General features: G+C 71.0%; 11 protein-coding genes. 3 read left to right on the forward strand and 8 right to left on the reverse strand.

The annotated features are described in order from the left end of the window. Window positions 1–157: 157 nt before the first annotated feature. Window positions 158–1,087 (forward strand): phosphatase PAP2 family protein, encoded by a 930-nt coding sequence (locus ACIOC1_RS05095; RefSeq protein WP_401852086.1) that lies wholly within the window; start codon window positions 158–160, stop codon window positions 1,085–1,087. Here the strand turns inward: ACIOC1_RS05095 and ACIOC1_RS05100 are convergent. From ACIOC1_RS05100 to ACIOC1_RS05135, 8 genes are all read right to left on the reverse strand, one after another. Next, window positions 1,059–2,591 (reverse strand): CoA-acylating methylmalonate-semialdehyde dehydrogenase, encoded by a 1,533-nt coding sequence (locus ACIOC1_RS05100; RefSeq protein ID WP_391050328.1) that lies wholly within the window; start codon window positions 2,589–2,591, stop codon window positions 1,059–1,061. The genes ACIOC1_RS05095 and ACIOC1_RS05100 overlap by 29 nt on opposite strands. A 68-nt stretch (window positions 2,592–2,659) precedes the next feature. Beyond that, window positions 2,660–3,112 (reverse strand): hypothetical protein, encoded by a 453-nt coding sequence (locus ACIOC1_RS05105; protein ID WP_401852089.1) that lies wholly within the window; start codon window positions 3,110–3,112, stop codon window positions 2,660–2,662. A gap of 202 nt (window positions 3,113–3,314) precedes the next feature. Beyond that, window positions 3,315–4,709, reverse strand: coding sequence for an NAD(P)/FAD-dependent oxidoreductase (locus ACIOC1_RS05110; RefSeq protein WP_401852091.1), 1,395 nt, complete (start codon window positions 4,707–4,709; stop codon window positions 3,315–3,317). Window positions 4,710–4,766: 57 nt separating this feature from the next. After that, window positions 4,767–5,567: an ABC transporter permease gene (locus ACIOC1_RS05115; protein ID WP_355346544.1), complete on the reverse strand. Its 801-nt coding sequence runs from the start codon at window positions 5,565–5,567 to the stop codon at window positions 4,767–4,769. Further along, a complete protein-coding gene (locus tag ACIOC1_RS05120; RefSeq protein ID WP_401852093.1) occupies window positions 5,567–6,514 on the reverse strand; it encodes an ABC transporter permease in 948 nt (315 codons plus the stop codon). Before ACIOC1_RS05120 ends, ACIOC1_RS05115 begins: the two co-directional genes overlap by 1 nt. Further along, on the reverse strand, window positions 6,511–7,674 hold the full coding sequence (locus tag ACIOC1_RS05125; RefSeq protein WP_188280859.1) for an ABC transporter ATP-binding protein: 1,164 nt from the start codon (window positions 7,672–7,674) through the stop codon (window positions 6,511–6,513). The genes ACIOC1_RS05120 and ACIOC1_RS05125 overlap by 4 nt, the downstream gene beginning before the upstream one ends. A 47-nt stretch (window positions 7,675–7,721) precedes the next feature. Continuing rightward, entirely contained in the window at window positions 7,722–8,954 is a 1,233-nt protein-coding gene (locus tag ACIOC1_RS05130) for a spermidine/putrescine ABC transporter substrate-binding protein (protein ID WP_355346537.1), read from the reverse strand. Between the two features lie 16 nt (window positions 8,955–8,970). Beyond that, window positions 8,971–10,485, reverse strand: a complete 1,515-nt coding sequence (locus ACIOC1_RS05135; RefSeq protein ID WP_391050331.1) for an aminobutyraldehyde dehydrogenase — start codon at window positions 10,483–10,485, stop codon at window positions 8,971–8,973. Window positions 10,486–10,815: 330 nt separating this feature from the next. On the opposite strand from ACIOC1_RS05135, the gene ACIOC1_RS05140 reads away from it, so the two are divergent. Further along, a complete protein-coding gene (locus ACIOC1_RS05140; RefSeq protein WP_355346531.1) occupies window positions 10,816–11,859 on the forward strand; it encodes an adenosine deaminase in 1,044 nt (347 codons plus the stop codon). Beyond that, complete coding sequence (locus ACIOC1_RS05145) at window positions 11,850–12,542, forward strand: glycerophosphodiester phosphodiesterase (protein WP_355346528.1); 693 nt, start codon at window positions 11,850–11,852, stop codon at window positions 12,540–12,542. The genes ACIOC1_RS05140 and ACIOC1_RS05145 overlap by 10 nt, the downstream gene beginning before the upstream one ends. Window positions 12,543–12,561: the final 19 nt, after the last annotated feature.

Consider the following 12,561-nt stretch of genomic DNA (forward strand, 5'->3'; position numbering starts at 1 on the left):
CGGCGGTAAGGAATGGGGGGACGTGAAGAACGTGTGCGGGCCTGATGGCGGAGGGGTGATCCCTGGCCTTGTGGCCCTCCCGGTGACGTACGGTCTGAGCAGAACACCCCGCTCGGGGCGGTCTCCGAAGGAGATCATCACGGGCGACACCGCGCCGGTGTATCCCCAACACCGGCTCAGCAGTGCCCTCGCGCACGACACCGCCGGGACCGTAGGCCCCGGCACTCCTCGCCGATCGGTCGGCCGTTCGTCCCACACCCCCCGGGACGAGCGGCACGGCGGTCGCCCTGGCCGCCCCGGAACTCTCCCCCCTGTTCCGGGGCGGCTGACTTTTCTCCTGCTGCTGAGCGCCGTCGGCGCCGCCCTGTTCTCCCTGCTCACCTGGCAGGTCGAGACCGGCGGGCGGCTGGTCGGCCGCGACTGGACCGTACTCGGCTGGTTCCGGCGGGCGTCCGCCGCGCATCCGGGCGTGCACGGCACCGCGCAGGTCGTGAGCGACTTCGGCAACATCGAGGTGGCCGTGCCGGTCCTGCTCGTCGCGGTCGTGGCCGCCGCGGTGCTCGGGCGGCGGGCGGCCGTCGTCCGCTGGTGGCTGCCGCCGCTGGCCGCCTGCGTGGCCATGGCGTTGCTGCCGGTCGTGGTCGACACGGTCAAGTCCGCGGTGCACCGGCCCGCGCCCGGCCGCCTCCTGCCCCGGCTCGACGGCTACGGCTACTTCCCCTCCGGTCACGCCGCGACCTCCGCCGTCGCGTACGGCCTGGCCCTGCTGCTCCTGCTGCCGTACGTGCGCCGCCCCGCGGCAAGGACCGCGCTGACCGTTTTCACCCTCGCCCTCCAGGCGGCCGTGGGCGTCGCCCTGGTGTGGTGCGACTACCACTGGCCGCTGGACGTGCTGGCGAGCTGGTTCCTGACGGTCACGCTGGTGGCGTGGGTGGCGGCGGCCGGGCTGTTCAGCCACGCGCCGGAAACCGGCGAACCGGACGCCGACGGTCCGAGCGCCGACCGTCCGGGCGTCGGCGGACCGGACGCCGACGGTCCGGACGCCGACGGACCGACGGTCAGCTATTCGTCGGGAAGCCCAGATTGATGCCCCCGTGCGAAGGGTCGAGCCAGCGCTGCGTGACGGCCTTGCCGCGGGTGAAGAAGCGGACCCCGTCCTCGCCGTAGGCGTGGGTGTCGCCGAAGAGCGAGGACTTCCAGCCGCCGAAGGAGTAGTACGCGACCGGCACCGGGATCGGCACGTTGATGCCGACCATGCCGACCTCGACCTCGTGCTGGAAGCGCCGCGCGGCGCCGCCGTCGTTGGTGAACAGCGCGGTCCCGTTGCCGTACGGGTTGGCGTTGATCAGCGCCAGGCCCTCCTCGTACGAGGAGACGCGGACGACGGAGAGCACCGGGCCGAAGATCTCGTCGTCGTAGACGGACATGCCGGGCGTGACGCGGTCGAAGAGGGTGGGGCCGAGCCAGAAGCCGTCGGCGGTCTCCGCGCCCGAGATCGGGTGCTTGCGGCCGTCGACGGCCAGTTCCGCGCCGTCCGCGACGCCGGAGTCCAGATACGCGGTCACCTTGTCGCGGTGCACGCCGGTGACCAGCGGGCCCATCTCGGAACTGGCGGCGCAGCCGGGTCCTACGGTCAGACCCGCGACGCGCTGCTTGATCCGCTCGACCAGGCCGTCGCCGACCGGGTCGACGGCGACCAGCACGGAGACCGCCATGCAGCGTTCGCCCGCGGCGCCGAAGCCCGCGTTGACGGCGGCGTCGGCGGCCAGGTCCAGGTCCGCGTCGGGCAGCACCAGCATGTGGTTCTTGGCGCCGCCGAGGGCCTGGACGCGCTTGCCGTGCCGGGTGCCGGTCTCGTACACGTAGCGGGCGATGGGGGTGGAGCCGACGAAGGAGACGGCCTTGATGTCGGGGTGTTCCAGCAGGCGGTCGACGGCGGGCTTGTCGCCGTGCACGACGTTGAAGACGCCGTCGGGCAGGCCCGCCTCCTGCCAGAGCCCGGCCATGAAGTTGGCGGCGGAGGGGTCCTTCTCCGACGGCTTGACGACGACGGTGTTGCCCGCGGCGATGGCCAGCGGGAAGAACCACATCGGCACCATGGCGGGGAAGTTGAACGGCGAGATGATCGCGACCGGGCCGAGCGGCTGGCGGATCGAATAGACGTCGATGCCGGTGGACGCCTGCTCGGTGAAGCCGCCCTTGATCAGTTGCGGGATGCCGCACGCGTACTCCACGACCTCGATGCCGCGGGCGACTTCGCCGAGGGCGTCGGAGTGCACCTTGCCGTGCTCGGCGACGATGATCGAGGCCAGTTCGTCGCGGCGGGCGTTGAGCAGTTCGCGGAAGGCGAAGAGGACGCCGGTGCGCTTGGCGATCGAGGTGTGCCGCCACTGCTGGAACGCGTCGAGGGCGGCGTCGACCGCCGCGTCCACGACGTCGGCGGACGCGAGGTCCACCTGCCCGGTGATCGCGCCGGTCGCCGGGTCGTACACGTCTGCGTGCCGTTCCGCGCCGCCGGTCCAGCCCTTGCCTGCGATCCAGTGGGTGATGTGCTTGGTCGTCACGGGCTGACCCTTCCGTCGTTGTCTCATGTCAGTCTCCCCAGGCCGGGGAGGTGGTCACAAGCACCGCGCGGTGGGCTCGCTCCGCGGTGCGTCCTTCAGCCGCCGCCCGCGATCTGGGCGGCGGCCTCGTGCATGGCCAGTTCGAGCAGCACCGGGTCGGTGAGGTGTCCGCTGCCGTCCGGCGGCACCAGCCACCGCACCCCGCCGGTCGCCCGGCCCGGATACGGCACGACGATCCAGGTGCCGCGGCCCGCCGTCCGTACGCCGGTGGCCAGCCAGCGCGCCGCCGTGCCCGGCGGTACGAAGAACCCCATCCGGGAGTCGCCGAAGTCGGCGAGCACCGGGCCCGGCCGCTCCACGAGCCGGGTCAGGATGTCCAGGGTGGGGTAGCCGAGATCCCCGGTGAGGATCAGGACGTCCCACAGTTTCCCGGCGGGCAGCAGCGTGACCCCGAGGGGGTTGCGCTCCCACTCCCACCGGCAGCTCACCGGATCCACCGCCACCGACACCAGCCACTCGACCGCGCTTTTCGCACCGGTGCTGACCATGACCGGCTCCTCCGTCTCTTCCGCCCGACGACCGCTGTGGACGGTCGCTGTCATGGAAGAGAGCGGGTTGGGGGCCGATCATTACGCGGGTTTCGCTACTCATTGGTAGTGAAGTGGCTCACGCCGTATGCCGGTTGTGCGCCGGGGGGATCATCGCGGGTCCGCGCCGGGCGGCCCCAGGGCCTGTCCGGCGGATCAGGCCCTAGCTGTCGAAGCCGAGCCCGGCGCGGTCCATCGCCTTCAGCCACAGATTGCGCCGCCCTCCCGACCGGTCGGCGCGGGCCAGCGACCACTGGGTGATGCCGATCCCGACGGTGGCCAGCGGCTCCGGCGGGAACGGCAGCGGCTTTTTGCGGACCATCTCCAGGCGGGTCCGCTCGGTCTCCTCCCCCGCCAGCAGGTCCAGCATCACGTCGGCGCCGAAGCGGGTGGCGCCCACGCCCAGCCCGGTGTACCCGGCCGCGTAGGCGACCCGGCCGCCGTACGCGGTGCCGAAGAAGGCGGAGAAGCGCGAGCAGGTGTCGATCGCGCCGCCCCAGGCGTGGGTGAAGCGGACGTCCTCCAACTGCGGGAAGCAGGTGCGGAAGTGCTCCGCCAGCTTCAGGAAGGTCTCGGGCCGCTGGTCGTACTCCGCGCGCATCCGGCCGCCGCGCGGATAGACCGCGTCGTAGCCGCCCCACAGGATGCGGTTGTCCGCGCTGAGCCGGAAGTAGTGGAAGTGGTTGGCGCTGTCGCTCAGTCCCTGGCGGCCCTGCCAGCCGATCGCCGCGAGCCGCTGTTCGGTCAGCGGCTCCGTCATCAGCGCGTAGTCGTAGACCGGCACGGTGTACGGGCGGGCCCGGCGGACCAGTGACGGGAAGACGTTGGTGCCGAGCGCCACCTGGCGGGCGGTCACCCTGCCGTACGGGGTGCGCACCCCCAGCGCCGTGCCGTAGCCGGCCAGGTCGCGGGCCGGGGTGCGCTCGTAGATCCGTACGCCCGCGTCGGCGGCGGCGCGGGCCAGGCCCCAGGCGAGCTTGGCGGGGTGCAGCATGGCGACGCCGCGCCGGTTGTACAGGCCGCCGAGGAAGGTGGGCGAGTCGACTTCGGCGCGGACCTGGTCGCGGTCCAGCAGTTCCGCGTCCAGGCCGTGCTCGGCGCCTTCCTGGGCGGCCTCGCGCAGTTCGTCGTACTGGTGCGGCTCGGTGGCCACGTCGATCTCGCCGGTCCGCTCGAAGTCGCAGTCCAGGCCGTAGTGGGCGACGGCCTCCTCGATGGCGTCGAGATTGCGGTCGCCCAGCCGCTGGAGCGCGTCGAATTCGTCGGGCCAGCGGGCGAGTCCGTTGGCGGCGCCGTGGGTGAGGCTCGCGGCGCAGAAGCCGCCGTTGCGCCCGGAGGCGGCCCACCCGATCCTGTCCCCCTCGACCAGCACCACGTCCCGCTGCGGATCGCGCTCCTTGGCCAGCAGCGCGGTCCACAGCCCGCTGTAGCCGCCCCCGACCACCAGCAGGTCGCAGCTGTCGTGGCCGGTGAGCGCGGGGTGCGCCTGCGGCCTGCCGGGGTCGTCCAGCCAGTACGGTCGGGGCTCGGCCTCGGCGAGCGAGCGGGCTGCGTCCATGGTTCTCACACCTTCGTGCTGCGCGGGTCTGCGTCCGGAATACGGGGGCGGTACGGGTCAGGTGCGCGCCCTCCTGCGGCTGCTGCCGAGAAGCTGCCCGGCCAGTACGAGCAGCACCGCGATGACGAACATCGCCGTACCGATCACATTGACCTGGACGGGTGTGCCGCGCTGCGCGGAGCCCCAGACGAACATCGGGAAGGTGACGGTGTTGCCCGCGTTGAAGCTGGTGATGATGTAGTCGTCGAAGGAGAGCGCGAAGGACAGCAGGGCGCCCGCTGCGATACCGGGCGCGGCCAGCGGCAGCGTGATCCGCAGGAACGTCTGGGTCGGGGTGGCGTAGAGATCCTGCGCGGCCTGCTCCAGACGGGGGTCCATGCTCATCACGCGGGCCTTGACGGCGACGACGACGAAGCTCAGGCAGAACATGATGTGCGCGATGAGGATGGTCCAGAAGCCGAACTGGATGCGCATGTTGAGGAAGAGGGTGCCCAGCGAGGCGCCCATCACGACCTCGGGCATCGCCATCGGCAGGAAGATCAGCATGTTGGTGGTGGCGCGGCCCCTGAAGCGGTAGCGGGCCAGCGCGAAGGCGGTCATCGTGCCGAGCACGGTGGCGCCGATGGTCGAGTAGACGGCCAGCTTCAGGCTGAGCGTGAGGGATTCGCACATGCCCGCGACGTCGCAGGGGTGCTGCCAGGCGTCGGTGGAGAACCGCGTCCAGGTGTAGTTGTAGCGGCCGTTGGGCTTGTTGAAGGAGAAGAGCAGCACCACGAGGTTGGGCACGATCAGGTACGTCAGGGTGAGCACCCCGGCGATCACCACGAGGTTCTTGCGCAGCCAGCGGATCGGACGCATCAGACCAGTTCCTCCGTTCCCGCGCGGCGGACGTAGACCATGACGATCGCCAGGATGACCGCCATGAGGATGAACGACAGGGCGGCGGCCGTCGGGTAGTCCAGCACCCGCAGGAACTGCGACTGGATGACGCTGCCGATCATCTTCTGGTTGGTGGAGCCCAGCAACTCGGCGTTGATGTAGTCGCCGGAGGCCGGGATGAAGGTGAGCAGGGTGCCGGCCACCACGCCCGGCATGGACAGCGGGAAGGTCACCTTGCGGAAGGTGGTGAACGGGGTCGCGTACAGGTCGCCCGCCGCCTCGTGCAGCTTGCCGTCGACCCGCTCCAGGGACGTGTAGAGCGGCAGGATCATGAACGGCAGGAAGTTGTACGTGAGGCCGCAGACCACCGCCAGCGGGGTGGCCATCACCCGGTTGCCCTCGGTGATGCCGAGCGCGGACGTGACGTCCAGCAGGTGGATGTGGTTCAGGAACGACACCAGCGGGCTCTGGTCGGCGAGGATCGTCTCCCACGCCAGGGTGCGGATCAGGAAGCTGGTGAAGAAGGGCGCGATCACCAGGATCAGCACCAGATTGCGCCAGCGTCCGGCCCGGAAGGCGATGGTGTACGCCAGCGGGTAGCCGATGCCCAGGCACAGCACGGTGGCGATGCCGGAGTAGACCAGCGACTTCACGAACTGCGGCCAGTACTCGTGGAAGGCGTCCCAGTACGTGGCGAAGTGCCAGGTCACCTTGAAGCCGTCGTCGAGCGAGCCGGTCTGCACCGAGGTCGACGCCTGGTAGACCATCGGGGCCACGAAGAAGACCAGCAGCCAGGCGACGCCCGCGAGCAGCAGCAGGTACGGGATGCGCCGCCGTCTGCGGGCGGCCTTCTTCAGGGCGGCGGGCAGCGGGGCCGCCTCGGCCGGGGCCGGCGGCCCGGTGACGGGCGCGGTCGCTGCGCTCATGCGGCGGCCTCCCCCTCGTCGGTGTCGGTACCGGCGTCGATGTCCTGGTCGGCGTCGAGGCCGAAGGTGTGCTCGGGGTTCCAGTGCAGGACGACGGGCGCGCCGGGCACCAGGCGGCCGTCGCGTTCCACGTTGGGCACGAAGACCTCCAGCTCCGGGCAGACCGGGCTGTCGATGACGTACTGCGTGGAGACGCCGATGAAGCTGGAGTCGACGATCCGGCCGCGCACCCGGTTGCGGCTCTCGGCTATCTCGTGCTCGTCGTCGCTGTGCGCCAGGGTGATCTTCTCGGGGCGGACCCCGGCCAGCACCCGGCCGCCGGTCGTCACGTCGACGCGACATCGGGCGGCGGGCAGGGTCAGCTTCTGTCCGGCGGCGGTGAGCTGGAGTTCGCCGCCGCTGACGCCGGTCACCTCGGTCTCGATGAGGTTGGAGGTGCCGAGGAAGTTGGCGACGAAGGTGGAGGCGGGGTTCTCGTAGAGGTCGGCGGGCGCGCCCATCTGCTCGACGCGTCCGGCGTTCATCACCGCGACGGTGTCGGCCATCGTCATGGCCTCCTCCTGGTCGTGGGTGACGTGGATGAAGGTGATGCCCACCTCGGTCTGGATGCGCTTGAGTTCGAGCTGCATCTGGCGGCGCAGCTTGAGGTCGAGCGCGCCGAGCGGTTCGTCGAGCAGCAGCACCTGCGGCTGGTTGATCAGCGCGCGGGCCACGGCGACGCGCTGCTGCTGGCCGCCGGAGAGCTGGTGCGGCTTGCGGCGGGCGAGCGCGCCGAGCTGGACGAGGTCCAGCATGTCGCCGACCTGCTTCTTGACGGATTTGATGCCGCGGCGGCGCAGTCCGAAGGCGACGTTCTCGTAGACGTCGAGGTGCGGGAAGAGCGCGTAGTTCTGGAAGACGGTGTTGACCGGGCGCTTGTACGGCGGCAGGGCGGTGACGTCCTGGCCGCCGAGGCGTACGGAGCCGGAGGAGGGGTCCTCCAGGCCCGCGATCATGCGCAAGGTGGTGGTCTTGCCGCATCCGGAGGCGCCGAGCAGAGCGAAGAAGGAACCGGCGGGCACGGCGAGGTCCAGCGGGTGGACGGCGGTGAAGGAGCCGTAGGTCTTGCTGATCCCGGTGAGGCTGACGGCGTCGTCGGCCGGGGTCTTGGGGGTCGTCATGAGGTGTCCCGGAAGTCGTCGGGGAGTGCGGGCTGCTGGAGCGCCGGTCAGGCGCCGGTGAGCTTGGAGAACTTCGCCTCGTACCGGGTGTCCTCGTCCTCGCTGAGCGAGCGGAAGGCGTGCGACGTGGCGTTCATCTGGGCGTTCGGGATGATCAGCGGGTTGGTGGCGAGCGACGGGTCGATCTTGGCCAGTTCCTCGCGGACGCCCATCACCGGGGACACATAGGTGGTGTAGGCGGCCAGTTCGGCCGCGATCCGCGGCTGGTAGTACCAGTCGATCAGCCGCTCGGCGTTGGTCTTGTGCCGCGCCTTGGCGGGGATCAGCAGATTGTCCGTGGAGGTCATGTAACCGGCGGCCGGGAAGGCGTACTCGATGTTCGGGTCGTCGAGCCTGAGCTGCACCAGGTCACCGGCCCAGGCGATACAGGCGGCGATGTCGCCCTTGCTGAGGCCGTCGGTGTACTCGCCGCCGGTGAACTTGCGGATCTGCCCCTTGTCCACCGCGCCCTGGATGCGGTTGAGCGCGGCGTCGTACTCGTCGTCGGTGACGGTCTCCGGCTTCTTGCCCATGTCGAGCAGCGTCATCCCGACGGTGTCGCGCATCTCGGAGAGCATGGCGGCCTTGCCCTTGAGCGCGGGGTCGTCCAGCAGTTGCGACACCGAGGTGACTTTGCGGCCCTTGGTGACCTTCTTGTTGTAGGCGATGCAGGTGGGGATGCCGGCCCAGGGGTAGGAGTAGGCGCGGCCGGGGTCCCAGTCGGGGCTGCGGAAGCGCTGTTCCAGGTTGGCGAAGGCGTGCGGCAGGTTCGAGGGGTCGAGCTTCTGGACCCAGCCGAGCCGGATCATCCGGCCCGCGAGCCAGTCGGTGAGCACCATCAGGTCGCGGCCGGTGTCCTGGCCGGCGGACAGTTGCGGCTTGATCTTGCCGAAGAACTCGACGTTGTCGTTGATGTCCTCGGTGTAGTCGACCTTGATGCCGGTGGCCTTGGTGAACTGGTCGAGGCTCGGGCGGTGCTTGCCGTCGTCGGTGACGTCGATGTACTGGTCCCAGTTGGAGAAGTTCACGACCTTCTCCTGCGCCGAGTGGTCGGTCGACGCCGTGGTGTCGCCCTTGCGGCCCGCGGCCGGGATGCCGCACGCCGTCAGTCCCGCCGTGGCGACGGTGCCCAGCCCCGCGGCGCGCAGCAGCGTCCGGCGGCCGAGGGCGCCGCGCCCGCCGGTCATGCTGCGGAGTATCGCCGCGCGCACCGGCGGGGACAGGGTCTCGTACTGCTCCATGGGTGGTGCCCTTCCGCTATCGGTCTCCGAAGACGGTGCGGTGCCAGTCCTTGCGCGCCACCGCGGTGTTGTCGAACATCACGTGCTTGACCTGCGTGTACTCCTCGAAGGAGTACGTGGACATGTCCTTGCCGAAGCCCGAGGACTTCGCTCCGCCGTGCGGCATCTCGCTGACGATCGGGATGTGGTCGTTGATCCAGACGCAGCCCGCGGTGATCTCCCGCGCGGCCCGCCCGGCCCGGTAGACATCGCGGGTCCAGGCGGAGGCGGCCAGGCCGTACGGGGTGTCGTTGGCGTACGCCAGGCCCTGATCGTCGCTGTCGAACGGCAGCACCGCCAGTACCGGGCCGAAGATCTCCTGCTGGACGGCCTCGCTGTGCTGCGGCGCGCCGGTGAGCAGCGTGGGCCGGTAGTACGCGCCCGCCGCGAGCCCGCCGCCGGGCGCCGCGCCGCCGGTGACGACGGTGGCGTACGTACGGGCCCGCTCGACGACGGCCGCGACGCGGTCGCGGTGCGCGAAGGAGATGAGGGGGCCGAGGTCGGTGGCCGGGTCGGCGGGGTCGCCGAGCCGTACGGTGGCCATCAGGTCGGCGACGGCGGTCACGAAGGCGTCGTACAGCGGGCGCTGGACGTAGGCGCGGGTGGCGGCGGTGCAGTCCTGGCCGCTGTTGATCAGGGCGGCGGCGACCGCGCCGTGCACGGCCGCGTCGAGGTCGGCGTCGTCGAAGACCACGAAGGGGGCCTTGCCGCCGAGTTCGAGGTGCAGGCGCTTGACGGTGCCCGCGGTGAGCCGGGCGATCCGGGTGCCGACGGCGGTGGAGCCGGTGAAGGACGTCATGGCGACGTCGGGGTGGGTGACCAGGTGTTCGCCCGCGCCCTGCCCCGTACCGGTGACGATGTTGAGCACGCCGTCCGGGATTCCGGCCTCGGTGGCGGCCTCGGCGAACATCAGGGCGGTCAGCGGGGTCAGCTCCGACGGCTTGAGCACGATGGTGTTGCCCGCCGCGACCGCCGGGAGGATCTTCCACCCGGCCATCTGGAGCGGGTAGTTCCAGGGGGCGACGGAACCGATGACACCGACCGGCTCGCGGCGCACGTACGAGGTGTGGTCCGGGCTGTACTCGCCTGCCGCCTTGCCCTCCAGGTGGCGGGCGGCCCCGGCGAAGAACGCGGCGTTGTCCACGGTGCCCGGCACGTCGAATTCGGTGCTGAGCTTGATCGGCTTGCCGCACTGGAGGGTTTCGGCGCGGGCGAGTTCGTCGGCGCGCGCGTCGAGGGCGGCGGACAGCCGGTGCAGCGCGGCGGAGCGCTCGCCGGGCGCGGTGGCCGCCCAGCCGGGCAGCGCGGCCTTCGCGGCGGCGACGGCGGCGTCCACGTCGGCGGGTCCCGCGGTGGCGTACGTCCACACCGTGCGGCCCGTCGCCGGGTCCACGACGGAGTGCGTGTCGCCGCTGCCGCCGGTTCGCGGGCGGCCGTCGATGTACTGGGCTCCGCCCGCGAACCGTTTCGCCACGTCCGTCACGTGGTCCATCACGTTCTCCTCGCCTCCGCGCCCACTCCTGGCGGCGTGGCCAAACTCTGGATTGATCGCCGATCCTGGCAGAGGAGCTGTCCTTCAACAAGTGATTCCGTTGTTGCCTTTTGGTTACGCGACGAATTCTGTGTGAATCCGGCCGTCGCGGCGATCCCCGGCGGCGTGACCGGGGGACGTCTGGGGGCCATGGTGCGACGTCGGCCGTCCCCGCCCGCCGTCCCAGCGTCCCCGCCCGCCGTCACGGCGTCGCCGCCCGCCGTCCCAGCGCCGTTTCCCGGTGCCGTTTACGATGAACCGCACCGATCGGACCCCTGGGAGGACCCCCGCATGCCCGACACCGCGCCCGGCTTCGGCTCCGGCCTCGACACCTTCATCGCCGGACTTCCGAAAGCCGAGTTGCATGTCCACCACGTCGGGTCCGCGTCACCGCGGATCGTCGCGGAACTGGCCGCCCGGCACCCGGACTCCGCGGTCCCCGCCGACCCCGCGGCCCTCGCCGACTTCTTCACCTTCAAGGACTTCGCGCACTTCATCCAGGTCTACCTGTCGGTGGTCGACCTGATCAGGGACGCCGAGGACGTACGGCTGCTCACCTTCGAGGTGGCCAGGGACATGGCGCGGCAGAACATCCGCTACGCGGAGCTGACCGTCACCCCGTTCAGCTCGACCCGGCGCGGCATCCACGAGCAGGCGTTCATGGAGGCCATCGAGGACGCGCGCAAGGCCGCGGAGTCCGAGCTGGGCGTGACCCTGCGCTGGTGCTTCGACATCCCCGGCGAGGCGGGCCTTGAGTCCGCCGAGCAGACCACGCACCTGGCGCTCGACCTGCGCCCCGAGGGCCTGGTCTCCTTCGGTCTGGGCGGCCCGGAACTGGGCGTGCCGAGGCCGCAGTTCAAGCCGTACTTCGACCGGGCGCGCGCCGCCGGTCTGCACAGCGTGCCGCACGCGGGCGAGACGACGGGCCCCGAGACGATCTGGGACGCGATCAACGAACTGGGCGCGGAGCGCATCGGCCACGGCACCAGCGCGGTACGCGACCGGCGGCTGCTCGATCACCTCGCGGAGCAGCGCATCCCGCTGGAGGTCTGCCCCACCTCCAACATCGCCACCCGCGCGGTCACCGAGATCGACCAGCACCCGATCAGGGAGATGATCGACGCGGGCGTGCTGGTCACGGTCAACAGCGACGACCCGCCGATGTTCGGCACCGACCTCAACACCGAGTACGCGGTCGCCGCCCGGCTGCTGGAGCTGGACCACACCGGGGTCGCGGCGCTCGCCAAGAATGCCGTCGAGGTCTCCTTCCTCGACCCGGCGGGCAAGCGGGCGCTGGCCGCCGAGATCGACGCGTACACGGCGGCGTGGCGGTGACCGTCGCGGTCTCCCACCGGGGCGACCCGTACCACGAGCGCGAGAACACCCTGCCCTCCGTGCGGTCGGCGCTGCTCAAGGGCGCGGGCGCGGTGGAGGTCGACGTGAAGCTGACCGCCGACGGCGTGCCGGTGCTGCTGCACGACGAGACGCTGGAGCGGCTGTGGAAGGTGCCGGAGGCGGTCGGCGACCTGTCGTTGAACGACGTCGTGGACCTCACCGACGGCCGTGTGCCCACCCTGGCGGACGCCTTCGCCGAGCTGCTGCGGCACCCCGGCGGCGGCCGGATGATGCTGGACCTGACCTCGGTCGGCCAGGTGAAGGCGACCATGGCCGCGGTGGCGGAGGCGGGCGTCGGCGACCGCGTCTACTACTGCGGCGGGCTCGGCGCGATGCTGACGGTGCGCGACCTGGACGCGTCGGCGGAGATCGCCATGACGTGGACGACGGTGGCTCCGCCGCCGCGCTCGCTCCTGGACGAGCTGAAGCCGCGGTGGATCAATCTGCGCTTCGGGCTGATCGACGCCACGACCGTGCGGTGGGCCGCGGACAACGGGCTGCTGGTCGGCGCGTGGACGGCGGACTGGCAGCGCAACATGACCCGGCTGCTCGACCTGGGCGTGGACGCGATCACCACGAACCGGCTGGACGCCTTGCAGCGGCTGCTGCGGCGCCGCGCCTGACCGCCCCTCCCCCGCGGGC

The sequence above is a fragment of the Streptomyces sp. NPDC088197 genome (genome assembly GCF_044741185.1).
In the GTDB taxonomy this organism is placed as follows: Bacteria; Actinomycetota; Actinomycetes; order Streptomycetales; family Streptomycetaceae; genus Actinacidiphila.